The sequence below is a fragment of the Devosia sp. 67-54 genome (assembly GCF_001899075.1).
Taxonomy (GTDB): Bacteria; Pseudomonadota; Alphaproteobacteria; order Rhizobiales; family Devosiaceae; genus Devosia_A.
In genome coordinates, this window is sequence record NZ_MKVA01000005.1 from 851,954 (window position 1) to 865,678 (window position 13,725).

The 13,725-nt window shown below is 66.7% G+C and carries 17 protein-coding genes; 5 read left to right on the forward strand and 12 right to left on the reverse strand.

All coding sequences use genetic code 11. The features are described 5' to 3' along the window. Positions 1–116: 116 nt before the first annotated feature. Genes BGO82_RS09315 through recG form a run of 3 tightly spaced genes read left to right on the forward strand, consistent with a single transcriptional unit; the run spans position 117 to position 2,719 of the window. Positions 117–389 (forward strand): BrnT family toxin, encoded by a 273-nt coding sequence (locus BGO82_RS09315; protein ID WP_291305278.1) that lies wholly within the window; start codon positions 117–119, stop codon positions 387–389. Beyond that, the gene (locus BGO82_RS09320; protein ID WP_291305279.1) at positions 349–606 is read left to right on the forward strand and encodes a BrnA antitoxin family protein; all 258 of its coding nucleotides are present in this window, start codon (positions 349–351) and stop codon (positions 604–606) included. Before BGO82_RS09315 ends, BGO82_RS09320 begins: the two co-directional genes overlap by 41 nt. A gap of 7 nt (positions 607–613) precedes the next feature. Next, positions 614–2,719, forward strand: coding sequence for an ATP-dependent DNA helicase RecG (recG, locus tag BGO82_RS09325; RefSeq protein ID WP_291305280.1), 2,106 nt, complete (start codon positions 614–616; stop codon positions 2,717–2,719). Positions 2,720–2,725: 6 nt separating this feature from the next. Here the strand turns inward: recG and BGO82_RS09330 are convergent, their stop codons facing one another. The 10 genes from BGO82_RS09330 to BGO82_RS09375 form a co-directional block, all read right to left on the reverse strand. Next, positions 2,726–2,965 (reverse strand): hypothetical protein, encoded by a 240-nt coding sequence (locus BGO82_RS09330; protein ID WP_291305281.1) that lies wholly within the window; start codon positions 2,963–2,965, stop codon positions 2,726–2,728. 102 nt (positions 2,966–3,067) lie between these two features. Continuing rightward, positions 3,068–3,448 carry an iron-sulfur cluster assembly accessory protein gene (locus tag BGO82_RS09335; RefSeq protein WP_291305282.1) on the reverse strand — a complete coding sequence of 127 codons (381 nt, stop codon included), beginning with the start codon at positions 3,446–3,448 and terminating at the stop codon, positions 3,068–3,070. A 97-nt stretch (positions 3,449–3,545) separates the two neighbouring features. Continuing rightward, positions 3,546–3,878, reverse strand: coding sequence for an SUF system Fe-S cluster assembly protein (locus tag BGO82_RS09340; protein WP_291305703.1), 333 nt, complete (start codon positions 3,876–3,878; stop codon positions 3,546–3,548). Positions 3,879–3,958: 80 nt separating this feature from the next. Continuing rightward, a complete protein-coding gene (locus BGO82_RS09345) occupies positions 3,959–5,179 on the reverse strand; it encodes a cysteine desulfurase (RefSeq protein WP_291305283.1) in 1,221 nt (406 codons plus the stop codon). 29 nt (positions 5,180–5,208) lie between these two features. Continuing rightward, positions 5,209–6,423, reverse strand: coding sequence for a Fe-S cluster assembly protein SufD (sufD, locus tag BGO82_RS09350; protein WP_291305284.1), 1,215 nt, complete (start codon positions 6,421–6,423; stop codon positions 5,209–5,211). Continuing rightward, complete coding sequence (sufC, locus tag BGO82_RS09355) at positions 6,420–7,169, reverse strand: Fe-S cluster assembly ATPase SufC (protein WP_291305704.1); 750 nt, start codon at positions 7,167–7,169, stop codon at positions 6,420–6,422. Before sufC ends, sufD begins: the two co-directional genes overlap by 4 nt. Positions 7,170–7,201: 32 nt before the next feature. Next, positions 7,202–7,702 carry a cupin domain-containing protein gene (locus BGO82_RS09360; RefSeq protein ID WP_291305285.1) on the reverse strand — a complete coding sequence of 167 codons (501 nt, stop codon included), beginning with the start codon at positions 7,700–7,702 and terminating at the stop codon, positions 7,202–7,204. After that, positions 7,699–8,178 (reverse strand): cupin domain-containing protein, encoded by a 480-nt coding sequence (locus BGO82_RS09365; RefSeq protein WP_291305286.1) that lies wholly within the window; start codon positions 8,176–8,178, stop codon positions 7,699–7,701. Before BGO82_RS09365 ends, BGO82_RS09360 begins: the two co-directional genes overlap by 4 nt. Further along, the gene (gene sufB, locus BGO82_RS09370; protein ID WP_291305287.1) at positions 8,178–9,689 is read right to left on the reverse strand and encodes a Fe-S cluster assembly protein SufB; all 1,512 of its coding nucleotides are present in this window, start codon (positions 9,687–9,689) and stop codon (positions 8,178–8,180) included. Before sufB ends, BGO82_RS09365 begins: the two co-directional genes overlap by 1 nt. A 9-nt stretch (positions 9,690–9,698) precedes the next feature. Continuing rightward, entirely contained in the window at positions 9,699–10,853 is a 1,155-nt protein-coding gene (locus BGO82_RS09375; RefSeq protein ID WP_291305288.1) for an aminotransferase class V-fold PLP-dependent enzyme, read from the reverse strand. Positions 10,854–11,095: 242 nt separating this feature from the next. On the opposite strand from BGO82_RS09375, the gene BGO82_RS09380 reads away from it, so the two are divergent. Continuing rightward, positions 11,096–11,758, forward strand: coding sequence for an alpha/beta hydrolase (locus BGO82_RS09380; protein WP_291305289.1), 663 nt, complete (start codon positions 11,096–11,098; stop codon positions 11,756–11,758). Between the two features lie 98 nt (positions 11,759–11,856). Continuing rightward, positions 11,857–13,113 (forward strand): tyrosine--tRNA ligase, encoded by a 1,257-nt coding sequence (gene tyrS / locus BGO82_RS09385; RefSeq protein ID WP_291305290.1) that lies wholly within the window; start codon positions 11,857–11,859, stop codon positions 13,111–13,113. On the opposite strand, the gene BGO82_RS09390 is transcribed toward tyrS, so the two are convergent. Together BGO82_RS09390 and BGO82_RS09395 are read right to left on the reverse strand one after the other, a co-directional pair. Beyond that, positions 13,110–13,424 (reverse strand): type II toxin-antitoxin system RelE/ParE family toxin, encoded by a 315-nt coding sequence (locus BGO82_RS09390; protein ID WP_291305291.1) that lies wholly within the window; start codon positions 13,422–13,424, stop codon positions 13,110–13,112. The two genes, tyrS and BGO82_RS09390, sit on opposite strands and share 4 nt — an antisense overlap. Next, entirely contained in the window at positions 13,424–13,705 is a 282-nt protein-coding gene (locus BGO82_RS09395) for a type II toxin-antitoxin system ParD family antitoxin (RefSeq protein WP_291305292.1), read from the reverse strand. Before BGO82_RS09395 ends, BGO82_RS09390 begins: the two co-directional genes overlap by 1 nt. Between the last annotated feature and the right edge of the window lie 20 nt (positions 13,706–13,725).

The following is a 13,725-nucleotide window of genomic DNA, read 5'->3' on the forward strand; positions in this document are numbered from 1 at the left end:
GCCATGAGCGGGTGGTCTCGGGGGATGTGGATGGGCTGTTTACGCCCTAGGATGGAGTCCGGCAATGCCGCATTTTTGTATATACAATAATTGACTTGAGCGATGTTGAGGGGCATATGGACATCACGTTCGATCCCGTGAAGCGGAACAAGACGCTCCGCGAACGGAAACTGGATTTCCTGCGGGCGGTCGAGATTTTCGAAGGACCGAACTACCGGTTCGTGGACGATCGGTTCGACTACGGCGAGGAGCGCATCGTCACCATCGGCTACCTGGATGAGCGCATGATGGTTGTGGTCTGGACGCCGCGGGGCGCCGCACGGCACGTGATTTCGATGAGGAAAGCAAATGACCGCGAAAAAGTCCGCTACGGAAAGTTCCTGGATTGATCCGGATGACGCGCCGGAACTCACTGACGAGTGGTTCGAGAAGGCCGACCTCTACGACGGCGAGAAGCTGATCCGTCGTGGCCGCCGTCCGTCTGACTCCCCCAAGCAGGCCATCTCGCTGCGCGTCGACGCCGACGTGCTCGACAAGTTCAAGGCCGACGGTCCGGGCTGGCAGAGCCGGATGAACGACGCCTTGCGCAAGGCGGCCGGCCTCTAGCTCCAGCGTGGCGCGTCCCCCCGCCCTCGATCCGCTGTTTCGCTCCCTGCGCTCGTTCAAGGGCGTCGGGCCGCAGCTTGGCGCGCTGCTCAACCGCTATTTCGGCAGCGACGAGCACGAGGCGGTGGCGCTCGACCTGCTGATGCACATGCCGGTCGGCAGCATCGACCGGCGGCGCATGGACGGGGTCGCCTACACCTTCGTCGGCCACCAGGCGACGCTGAAGCTGCACATCGACCGGCACGAGCCGGTGCCGCGCAACATGCCGACGCGGCCGCACCGCGTGTTCGCCCATGACGAGACCGGCGAGATCCAGCTCGTCTTCTTCCGCGCCACCGGCGGCTGGGTGGAAAAGCTGCTGCCGGTGGGCGGGGAGCGCTACATCGCCGGCACCATCGGCTTCTTCCAGGGGATGAAGCAGATCACCCACCCCGACTACGTGCTCGAGGTGGACAAGTTCGCGGCCATGCCGCTGGTCGAGCCGGTCTATCCGCTGACCCAGGGCCTCACTTCGAAGGCCCTGATCAAGCTGGTGCGCGAGGTGCTCGCCACCCTGCCCGAGCTGCCCGAATGGATCGCGGCCGAGCGCATGGAGCAGTTCCGCTGGCCGAGCTTCCACGAGGCCATGAGCAAGATGCACGCCCCCGAGGAGCCCGGCGACAGCGAGCTCTGGAGCCCGGCGCGCATGCGGCTCGCCTATGACGAATATCTTGCCGGCCAGCTGGCGCTGCTGATCGTGCGCTCGACGCTGATCTCGCCGCGCGGCATCGCCCGCAGCTTCACCGGCGAGATCACCGGCCGGGTCCTGCAGTCCCTGCCCTTCGCGCTGACCCCGGGGCAGCAGATGGCAGTCGACGACATCCGCGCCGATCTCGCCAAGCCCGAGCGCATGTCGCGCCTGCTGCAAGGCGATGTGGGCGCCGGCAAGACCGTGGTGGCGCTGATGGCGATGGCGGCGGTCGCCGAAAGCGGCGCGCAATCGGCGCTGATGTCGCCGACCGAGCTGCTCGCGGCGCAGCACTATCGCACGCTGCAGCCGCTGGCCGAGGCGGCGGGCCTCAGGGTCGCCCTGCTCACCGGCAAGCAGGCCGCGGCCGAGCGGCGGGCCGTGCTCGCCGGCATCGCCGACGGCAGCACGCACATCGTCGTGGGCACGCATGCGCTGTTCCAGTCGCAGGTCGAGTTCCACAATCTCGGCCTCACGGTGGTCGACGAGCAGCACCGGTTCGGCGTCGAGCAGCGTCTGGCGCTGAGCGACAAGGGCCGGCACGCCGACCTGCTGGTGATGACGGCAACCCCCATCCCGCGCACCCTGGTGCTCACGCATTTCGGCGACATGGCGGTCAGCGTGCTGCGCGAGAAGCCGCGCGGCCGGCAGCCGATCGACACCGCGGTGCTGTCGATCGGGGAATACGACCGCGTGATCCAGCGGCTGCAGGCGCGTATCGCCGACGGGGCGCAGGCATTCTGGGTGACGCCGCTGGTCGAGGAGAGCGAGGAGCTCGACGTCGTCTCCGCCGAGGATCGCTTCAAGGCGCTGCAGCAGGTGTTCGGCGCCGAGGTGGCCCTCGTCCACGGCCGCATGTCGGCGACCGCCAAGCAGGAGGCGATGGCCCGCTTCCAGCGCAACGAGACCAAGATCCTGGTGGCGACCACCGTGATCGAAGTCGGCGTCGACGTGCCCAACGCCACGATCATGATCATCGAGCATGCCGAGCGCTTCGGCCTCGCGCAACTGCACCAGTTGCGCGGCCGCGTCGGCCGCGGAACGCAGCGCTCGGCCTGCCTGCTGCTCTACAAAGAGCCGCTGACGGACACCGCCCGGGCCCGGCTCGAGACGATCAAATCCACCGAGGACGGCTTCGAGATCGCCGAGCGCGACCTCGATCTGCGCGGCCAGGGCGATTTGCTGGGCACCCGCCAGTCCGGCATGCCCGGCTACCGCCTCGCCGTGCCGGACGTGCACCGGCACCTGCTGGAATACGCGCACGAGGACGCAAGCAACGCGTTCAACGGCAACCGGGGCCTCACCGGCCCGCAGGGCGAGGCGCTGCGCACCCTGCTCTATCTGTTCCGCAAGGATCTGGCGCTGCCGCTGCTGCGCGCGGGATAGCGGCCGTCAGTGCACCGTGTATCCGTGGCCGGCAGAGCGCCGCACGCAGGCTTCGATGCGCGCCGGCCCGATCTCGTCGAGCAGATGGCGGATCGGCGCCCACATGCGCCAGTTCGGATTGACGGCTCGGACCGTCAGCCGGTCGTGCACGATGTCGAAGAAGACGTTCGCGGAGCGGGCGAGGGACAGGAATTCGGCAACGCCTTCGTCCGAGATATTGGCGTTCGGTTCAATTGCAGGTTTCATCGCAACCTCTCATTCACTGCGAGGGCAATGCCTGCCGGCCGCGATCGGTCGCAGCTGATCTGTCGACGTGGTTGAAAATGGATGAACGGCCGGCGGGCGCGCCTAATGCGCCGCCCGCGCCTCGGCCAGTGCCTTGAGGTCCGCCGGCTTCAGCGTCACGCTCTCGCCGCAGCCGCAGGCATCGGTCTGGTTGGGGTTCCTGAAGGTGAAGCCGGACTTGAGGATGTCCTCCTCGAAATCCATCACCGTGCCGAGCAGGAACAACGTCGCCTTGGGCTCGACATAGATGTCGACGCCCTTGTCGACCACGTGGTCGTCGCCCGGCACCGGGGTGCCGACATAGTCGAGCGTGTAGGCCTGCCCGGCGCAGCCCGCGTTCTTGATGCCGACGCGCACGCCGATCACCGGCTTGTCGCTGTCGGCCATGATCTCGCGCACCCGCTCGGCGGCCGCGTCGGTGAGGCTCATGATCGGAAGGGGCATTTTCGTTTCCTGCTCTGTCCAGGCGATCCGAAGACGGCTCGCCCGGCCAACCGCTACGTCTATCGTCACTTACCGATATACGCCTGCCGCGGCAGAATTACCACCAGTTCAGCGCAACCTGCGCTTCCTCGGACATGCGGCTCTGGTCCCAGGGCGGATCGTACACCATGTTGACCGTCACCCCCTGGATGCCCTCGACCGACATGGCGGCGTTCTCCACCCAGCCGGGCATTTCGCCGGCGACGGGGCAGCCCGGTGCGGTCAGGGTCATGTCGATGGTCAGGTGCCGGTCGTCGTCGAGGTCGACCTTGTAGATGAGGCCGAGCTCGTAGATGTCGACCGGGATTTCCGGGTCGTAGACGGTCTTCAGCACGCCGATCAGGTCGGCGGTGATCCGCGCGACCTCTTCGGGCGGGATGGCCGCGGACATGTTGGGCACGATCCGGTTCTGCTCGGTGAGTTCAGCCACGGGAGCCGGCATTTCCACTGTCTTTTCGGTCGCTTGGTCGGTCATGCGAAGAACTTCTGTGCTTTTTCGAGGCCCGTCACCAGGGCGTCGATGTCGTCCTTGCCGGAATATAGGGCGAGCGAGGCCCGGCAGGTAGAGGTGACGCCGAAACGCTGCAGCAGCGGCTGGGCGCAATGGGTGCCGGCGCGCACGGCGATGCCGTAGCGGTCGAGGATGGTGGCGACGTCGTGCGCGTGCGCGCCCCTGAGCTCGAACGAGAAGATGCCGCCCTTGCCCGGCGCGTCGCCGATCAGCCGCAGCGAATTGATGCGCTTCAGCCGGTCGGCGGCGTAGGCCGCCACCTCGTGCTCGTGGTCGGCAATGGCGTCGCGCCCCAGCCCCTCGACATAGGAGATGGCGGCGCCCAGCCCGATGGCCTGGACGATCGGCGGCGTGCCGGCCTCGAAGCGGTGCGGCGGCTCGTTGTAGATGACCGTGTCGAGCGTCACGGTGTCGATCATCTCGCCGCCGCCCTGGTAGGGCCGCATGCCGGCGAGCAGATCGTACCGACCGTAAAGTACGCCGATGCCGGTCGGTCCGTAGAGCTTGTGGCCGGTGAAGACGTAGAAATCGGCGCCCAGCGCCTGCACGTCGACGGCGTTGTGCACCGCCCCCTGCGAGCCGTCGACCAGCACCGGCACGCCCTTGGCATGCGCCATTTCGACGATCCGGCCGATGGGATTGACGGTGCCGAGCACGTTGGACATGTGGCTGACGGCCACCATTTTCGTCCGTGGACCGATGGCCCGTTCCAGCGCGTCGAGGTCGAGCACGCCGTCGTCGTCGACGTCGATCCATTTGAGCACCGCGCCCTGCTGCTCGCGCAGGAAGTGCCACGGCACGATGTTGGAATGGTGCTCCATGATGGTGAGAACAATCTCGTCGCCCGCGCCCACGCGCGGCGCCGCAAAGGACGAGGCCACCAGGTTGATCGCCTCGGTCGCGCCCTTGGTGAAGACGATCTCCTCGGGCCGCGCCGCGTTGAGGAAGCGCTGCGCCGCCTTGCGGCCGTCCTCATAGGCTTCGGTGGCGCGGTTGGCGAGCGTGTGCAGGCCGCGATGCACGTTGGCATAGGCATGCCGGTGCGCCCAGTCCATCTTGTCGAGCACCGCGTTCGGCTTCTGCGCCGACGCCCCGCTGTCGAGATAGACCAGCCGGTTGCCGAAGATCTTCTCCTCGAGGATCGGGAAGTCGGCCCTTACTTTGGCGAGATCGAAGCTCATGGGTGTGGCTCTGCGAGCAGGACTCGAACCTACGCCGCGTTCCCTCCCAGCCACCGCTCCACCACGCCCTCGAGCACCAGGTGCAGTTCCTCGTCCTCGACCGGGTCGAGCACTTCCTCGAGGAAGCCGCGCACCAGCATGCTCTCGGCCTCCATCTTGGGGATGCCGCGGCTCATCAGGTAGAACATCGAGTCCTCGTCGAGCGCGCCCACCGTCGAGCCATGGCCGCAGACCACGTCGTCGGCGAAGATTTCGAGCTCGGGCTTGCTGAGGATTTCCGCCTCGTCCGACAGCATCAGGCCCTGCATCATCAGCTTGGCGTCGGTCTTCTGCGCGTCGCGGGCGACCACGATCTTGCCCTGGAACGCCGCTTTGGAGCGGCCGCGCGCCACCTGCTTGAACAGTGGCTTGCTGGAGCAGTTCGGCACCGCATGCGTCAGTTCCAGCGTCACGTCCGAATGCTGGCCGTCGACCGCGAGGTTGAGGCCGGTGAAATCGCCATGCGCGCCCTCGCCCTCGAGCCGCGCGAACAGATTGACCCGGCTCAGCGCCGAACCGACATGGATGGTCAGCGTCCGGAGCCTGCTGCTCGCGCCCACATGGTATTCGGCGGTGGCGAAACTGGTGACGCCGGCGCCGCTCAGATCGAGCAGGATGTGCGTCAGCTCGGCGCCCTCGCCCACCGCGACATAGCTCGCATGGTTGTTGAGGTGCGCCTCGTCGCTGCCCGAAAACGTCTCGATCACGGTGACCTTGCTGCCGTCGGCGACGAACAGGTGGACGCTGTCGTTCATGTGTGCCGCCTCGCCTTCGGTGCGGCGGTCGACATGCACCACCTGCGGCATGCGGCTGCGGATTTCGAGCTTCAGCGTCTCGGCCGCCAGCGCGCTGTTGAGCCGCACCAGCACGTCGTCGCGTTCGGTCAGCGCCGCGCCCTTGCTGATCGTGGCGCGCATGCCCGGCGGCATCTCGCCGGCGATGTCGGCGACGCCGTTGGTCATGGGAATGCGGTGCGCGCCGGCGATGCGCAGCGCCGGCTCGCTCATCGCCGCCTCGGCGCCGGCCAGCTCGGGCACGGCGCGCAGCAGCATCTTCAGATCGGTGTAATGGTAGCTCTCGACCTTGCGGGTCGGCAGGCCGATGGCCTGCAGCCGCTCGGCGGCCGCGGCGTTGCCGCTGGCGTTGAGCTGGGCGATCAGGGCCTGCTCGGCCGGCCCGATCCTGACGGGAACATGCACGGTCACGCTGCGGCCTCGTCGAAACCGGCATAGCCCTTGGATTCGAGTTCCAGGGCCAGCTCCTTGGGGCCGCTCTCGACCACCCGGCCGTCGGAGAACACATGCACCACGTCCGGCACGATGTGGTTGAGCAGCCGCTGGTAGTGGGTGATCACCAGCATCGAGCGATACGGGTCGCGCAGCGCGTTGACGCCGTCCGACACCACCTTCAGCGCGTCGATGTCGAGGCCGGAATCGGTCTCGTCGAGCACGCACATCTTGGGCTTCAGCAGCGCCATCTGCAGGATTTCGGCGCGCTTCTTCTCGCCGCCGGAGAAGCCGACATTGAGCGCCCGCTTCAGCATGTCGGCATCGATGTGGAGGTCGCGCCCGGCATCCTTCACGGCGCGCATGAAATCGGGGGTCGACAGCTCGCCCTCGCCGCGCGCCTTGCGCTGCGCGTTGATGGCGGCCTTGAGGAAGGTCATCGTCGCAACGCCGGGGATTTCGATCGGGTACTGGAAGGCGAGGAACAGCCCGGCCGCCGCCCGCTCGGACGGCTCCATGCCGAGGATGTCCTGGCCGTCGAGCAGCGCTTCGCCCTCGGTGACCTCGTAGTCCTCCTTGCCCGCCAGCACGTAGCTCAGCGTCGACTTGCCCGAGCCGTTGCGGCCCATGATGGCATGCACCTCGCCGGCCGGAACCACGAGGTTCACGCCCTTGAGGATTTCGCGGTCGTCGATCCGCGCGTGCAGGTTACGAATTTCGAGCATCGGGGTGGTCACGTCAAAATCTCCAACAGTCTTCAGGCCTTCGGTTCGCCGTCCCAGTACTCGACGCCGTTGCCGAGCCGGTCGAGGTGGCGGACCGTTGCCTTGTCGTAAGGATTGCGGGTGCTCCGGCTGAAGGCGCCGAACTTGCCGGAATCGGGGTATTCGCAGACCTCGGCAACCGACATGGTCGAAATGCCATAGTAGCGCAGCACGCCGGTGCCGGTGTTGATGATCTGGTGCGCGGTGTCCTGCCCGCCCGCCGGCGCGCCGAGCACGTCGCCGGCCTTGATCGGATAGCTCTCGGCGCCGAACCGGTACGTCCCTTCGCCTTCGAGGATGATGAACATCTCGTCCTCGACGTGGTGGTTGTGGAACGGGCAGCTCGACCGGCCGGGCTCGACCTCGGAATAGCTGATGCCGAGGTCCCTGAGCCCGATCATCGGCCCGATGCGCGCGTCCGCGGCGCCATAGAACTCGCTCCGGCTCCAGCGGTCCAGCTCGAGGTCGGCGATGTTGACGACGGGCTTTGTCACCTTGCGTTCTCCGGGCGTGGAAAGCGGAGCGTCGGCCGGCTCTGCGTGCCGTCCGGGTTGCGCACATTGATCACCAGCTCGCCGACCTCGGGCAGGTCGCCGACATTGACCGGCGGCAGGTCCGATACGCAGAAATAGCGCAGCGGCGTCGTGCCGGTATTGGTCAGCTGGTGGGCGCGGTCGAGCCCGCCGGCGGGAGCGCCCAGCATGTCGCCGGCCTTCACCGCATAGGAGGCGTCGCCGAAGCGATAGGTGCCTTCGCCCTCGACGATGTAGATCAGCTCGTCCTCGCCGTAATGCACGTGATAGGGGAACGCCGCCTCGCCCGGCCGCACCACGAAATAGCTCGCGCCCAGCCGCGTCAGGCCCAGCGCTCGCGAGACGTTGGTCTCGTCCGAGCCCTGGCCCGGCCGGCGGTCCTTGCGCGTCAGCGGCAGCGCCGCCAGCGTGGCCACGGGGCTGAGCGTGTCCGCCATCAGCCGACGCTCCCCTCCAGCGAGACCGAGATCAGCTTCTGCGCCTCGACGGCGAATTCCATCGGCAGGTGCTGCAGCACGTCGCGCACGAAGCCGTTGACGATCAGGGCCACCGCCGCTTCCTCGTCGAGGCCGCGCTGCTGGCAGTAGAACATCTGGTCGTCGGAAATCTTCGACGTCGTCGCCTCGTGCTCGAACACGGCGGAGGCGTTGCGGCTCTCGATATAGGGCACGGTGTGCGCCCCGCATCTGTCGCCGATCAGCAGGCTGTCGCACTGGGTGAAGTTGCGCGCGCCCTTGGCCTTGGCGTGCGCCGACACCTGGCCGCGATAGGTGTTGTCGGAGAAGCCGGCGGCGATTCCCTTGCTGATGATGCGGCTCGAGGTGTTCTTGCCCAGATGCAGCATCTTGGTGCCGCTGTCGACCTGCTGATAGCCGTTGGAGATGGCGATCGAGTAGAACTCGCCCTGCGAGTTGTCGCCGCGCAGGATGCAGCTCGGATACTTCCAGGTGATGGCCGAGCCGGTCTCGACCTGCGTCCAGCTGATCTTGGAATTGTCCCCACGGCAATCGCCGCGCTTGGTGACGAAATTGTAAACGCCGCCCTTGCCGTCCTTGTCGCCGGGGTACCAGTTCTGCACCGTCGAGTACTTGATCTCGGCGTCCTTGAGGGCGACGAGCTCGACCACGGCGGCGTGCAATTGGTGCTCGCCGCGCGCCGGCGCGGTGCAGCCTTCGAGGTAGCTCACATAGGCGCCCTCGTCAGCGATCAGCAGCGTGCGCTCGAACTGGCCGGTCTTGGCCTCGTTGATGCGGAAATAGGTCGAAAGCTCCATCGGGCAGCGCACGCCCTTGGGCACGTAGCAGAACGAGCCGTCGGTGAAGACCGCCGAATTGAGCGTGGCGTAGTAATTGTCCGACGGCGGCACCACCGAGCCCAGGTACTGCCGCACCAGCTCGGAATGCTCGCGGATCGCCTCCGAGATCGAGCAGAAGATGATGCCGAGGCTCTTGAGCTCGTCCTGGAACGTCGTTGCAACCGACACCGAGTCGATCACCGCGTCCACCGCCACCCTGGGCTGCTCGACGCCGGCGAGCAACTCGCGCTCCTTCAGCGGCACGCCGAGCTTCTCGTACATCTCGAGCAGCGCCGGATCGACCTCGGCCAGCGATTTCGGCCGGTTGGCGTTCTTGGGCGCCGCGTAATAATACATGTCCTGGAAGTCGATCTTGGGATAGTGGACGCGCGCCCAATTCGGCTCGTCCATGGTCAGCCAGCGCCGATAGGCGTCCAGCCGCCACTCCAGCATCCATTCCGGCTCGCCCTTCTTGGCCGAGATGTAGCGGATCGTTTCCTCGCTCAGCCCCATCGGCGCGCGATCGGTCTCGATCTCGGTGGTGAAGCCGTATTTGTACTTGTCGACATCGAGCGCGAGCACCTGCTCGACGGTCTCGTGCTCGATCTCGTCCTTCAGCGTCGGAATGGCGTCCTTGTAGTTCGTCTCTGCCATCTGCAGTCCCTAGGCCGCTCTGCCGCGGCGTTGCCGGTGCCGCTCCAGCACCGTGTTGAATCCTTCGAGGAAGGCCTCGATCCCGGCTTGGGTCGAGTCCCAGCCGACGCTCAGCCGCATGGCGGCCTCACCCAGCCCGGCCGGCACGCCCATGGCCTTGAGCACGTGGCTCGGCCCGACCTTGCCCGACGAGCACGCCGACCCCGACGAGACCGAAATGCCCATGAGGTCGAGCCCCATCATGGCGACGGCGTTCTTGAGCCCGGGCACGGCGAAATTGCTGGTGTTGCCGATCCGCTCCGCCGCTGCGCCGAAGATCACCGCATCGGGCGCCAGCGACCTGATCCCGGCCTCGGCCCTGTCGATGAGCGCCGCGGCGTCGGCGGCGTAGTAGCGCTGCGGGAACGCAGCAGCCGCCGCGCCGAAGCCGGCGATCAGCGCCGCCGCTTCCGTGCCGCCGCGGCGGCCGGTCTCCTGCCCGCCGCCCGGAATCAGCCGAACCTGGTCGGCATGGCCTTTCATCAGCAGCGCCCCGACGCCCGCCGGACCGCCGATCTTGTGTGCGCTCACCGCCATCATATCGGGAGCGCGGGCGGCAAATTCGAGCCCGATCTTGCCGAAGGCCTGCACCGCGTCGACGAACAGATAGTGCGGCGAGGCGCCGACCAGCACCTCGATGCGGTCGACCGGCTGCACCACGCCTGTCTCGTTGTTGACCAGATGCACCGCGACCAGCAGCTTCGCCGTAAAGGCATCCGCCCGCGCCATCGCGGCGGCGATCTCCTCGACCCGGATGCGGCCGTCGGCGTCGAGCCCGACCGTGGTCACCGGCAGCCCGGTGGCCTCGGCGGCCTTCAGCACCGCGGCATGCTCGCCCGCCGACACCACGATGCCGCCCACGTCCAGCGCCCTGGCGCCGCCCACGATCGCCTGGGTGATGGCCTCGGTGGCCGAGCCGGTGAACACCACCTGCTCGCGCGTCGCGCCGGCCAGCGTCGCGACCTTGGCGCGGGCATCGTCGATCAGCGCCCGCAGCGCCCGGCCATGGGCGTGCACCGAGGACGGATTGCCGCGCAGCGCCAGCGCCGCGACGATGGCGTCGCGCGCCTCGGGCAGCAGCGGCGCCGAGGCGTTGTGGTCGAGATATGTCACACCGACGCTCATTCGAATGCCACCGGCGCGTCCGAACGCGCCCACCCGCCTAAACTTCTTGAATTTTCGCGGGCGCTTCCTCTAGAAGGAGCGCTCGCCGAGCTCGCCCGCAGGCATCATTGCCTGCGGCTTCGAAAAACCGGTTTGGAACTATTCTAAACTGATTTTTCGAGCCTACTTTTAGGGAGCAGCGTCCCATTCGTCAAGCCGGACCACCCGGTTCCGGGCGCCGCCCCGGACAACGGAAAGACCCGATGCCAGAAGTCATTTTCAACGGGCCGGAAGGCCGCCTCGAAGGCCGCTACCAGCCTGGGAAAGACCCCAACGCGCCGATCGCCATCGTGCTGCATCCGCACCCGGAATTCGGCGGCACGATGAACAACCAGATCGTCTATAACCTCTTCTACATGTTCGCCAAACGCGGCTTTTCGGTGCTGCGCTTCAATTCGCGGGGAGTTGGCCGGTCGCAGGGCCTGTTCGACCACGGCATCGGCGAATTGTCCGACGCCGCCTCGGCGCTCGACTGGCTGCAGACGCTCAACCGCGAATCGCGCGGCTGCTGGATCGCCGGCTTCTCGTTCGGCGCCTGGATCGGCATGCAATTGCTGATGCGCCGCCCCGAGGTCGAAGGCTTCATCTCGGTCGCGCCGCCGGAAAACCTCTACGATTTCTCCTTCCTCGCCCCCTGCCCGTCCTCGGGCCTGATCATCCATGGCGAGAAGGATCGCGTGGCGCCGCCCGCCGCGGTGCAGAAGCTGGTGGACAAGCTCAAGACGCAGAAGGGCATCACCATCGAGCAGCAGATCGTCGAGGGCGCCAACCATTTCTTCGAGGGCAAGATCGACGAATTGACCGAGCGCTGCGCCGAATATCTCGACCGTCGCCGCGCGGATATCGCGGCGGGCAAGGGGCGCTAGCCACACGCCCCGGACCTCGTCCTTCGGAAGGCTCGGGACGAGGTCCTCATGAGCGGCAACCGCCCTCATGACGAGCCGGTCGATTCACGGGGCAAGCAATGGCCGCCAAATACAAATCCGACTTCCTGAATGTCCTCGACCAACGGGGCTTCATCCACCAGATCTCCGACCCCGAGGGCCTCGACGCGCTCGCGGCCAAGGGGCCGATCACCGGCTATGTCGGCTACGACGCCACGGCGACCTCGATCCACATCGGCAATCTGATCACCGTCACCATGCTCTACTGGCTGCAGGAGACCGGGCACCGGCCGATCAGCCTGATGGGCGGCGGCACCTCGATGGTGGGCGACCCGACCGGGCGCGAGGCCGAGCGGCAGGTGCTGACGATCGACAAGATCAACAGCAACATCGAGAGCATCAAGAAGGTCTACAGCCGCATCCTGCGCTATGGCGACGGCCCCACCGACGCCATCATGATCAACAATGCGGACTGGCTGCTGAAGCTCAACTATGTCGAGTTCCTGCGCGAGATCGGCCGCTATTTCTCGGTCAACCGCATGCTGAGCTTCGACAGCGTGAAGCTGAGGCTCGATCGCGAGCAGTCGCTGACCTTCCTCGAATTCAACTACATGATCATGCAGGGCTACGACTTCGTCGAGCTCAACCGCCGCTATGGCTGCGTGCTGCAGATGGGCGGCTCCGACCAGTGGGGCAACATCATCAATGGCGTCGACCTCAGCCACAAGATGGGCGGGGCGCAACTCTACGCGCTGACCACGCCGCTGCTCACCAAGTCGAGCGGCGAGAAGATGGGCAAGTCGGCGTCCGGCGCCGTCTGGCTCAATGGCGACCTCTTCAGCCCGTACGAGTTCTGGCAGTATTTCCGCAACGCCGAGGACGCCGACGTCGGCAAGTGGCTGAAGATCTTCACCCGCCTGCCGCTCGACGAGATCGCCCGGCTCGCGGCGCTGGGCGGCTCCGAGCTCAACGAGGCCAAGAAGATCCTCGCGACCGAAATCACGGCCATCGTGCACGGCCGCGAGGCCGCCGAGCAGGCAGCCGCGACCGCCGCGGCGACCTTCGAGGCCGGCGCGCTCGATCTGTCGCTGCCCACCGCCGACGTGCCGCGGGCCGAGCTCAAGGCCGGCCTCGGCATCCTCGCGGCGCTGGTCAGGGCCGGCCTCGCCGCCAGCAATGGCGACGCCCGCCGCGCCATCCAGGGCGGCGCCATCCGGCTCAACGACCAGCCGGTCGGCGACGACAAGCTCACCCTGACCGAAGCCGATTTACTGCCCGAAGGCGTGCTGAAGCTGAGCTCGGGCAAGAAGCGCCACGCGCTGCTCAGGGCTGTTTAGTCCTCAGGCAGGCGCAGCACCCGTTGCCAGTGCTGTCCACCGCTGAAGACGCGTTGGACATCGACTCGCTTCGCGCGGACGACGACGGCGATGACCACCCGGCGCTCGAAGGCAATGATCCTCAGTCCCGGCCGGTACCGGCTGTAGTCCACGCCTCGTTCTGGAAATTGATCCAGGCTGGTGATGAAGCTGCGCAGGCGTGTGACGTAGTCGAGGGCCGTCAGCGGAGTTCCCTGGTCCGCAATCCACGAGGCGATGCGGTCGAGATCGGCTTCGGCGCGAGGCGCCAGGACGACCGGCCGCCGGGGCACTACTCGGCCGCTTTGATACGAGCGCGAAGCTTCGCTTCGATCCGGTCGAATGCCTCATCTGCAGGCACGAGGCGTTCCGGATGGGCGTCCATTTCATCGACGGTCGGCAGAACCTCTTCCAGCAACCACCGCTCGACCATGGCGTCTTCGTCCTGCATGCCCCGGATGCTGGCACGAAGAACTTCGCTGCCCGAGGCGTAGCTGCCCGAGGCGACTTTCTCGTCGATGAACTTCGCCTGCTCCTGCGTAAGGCTGAAAGTGCGCTTGATGACGTTTGGCATGGCTGCTCCAGAAGGCCCCA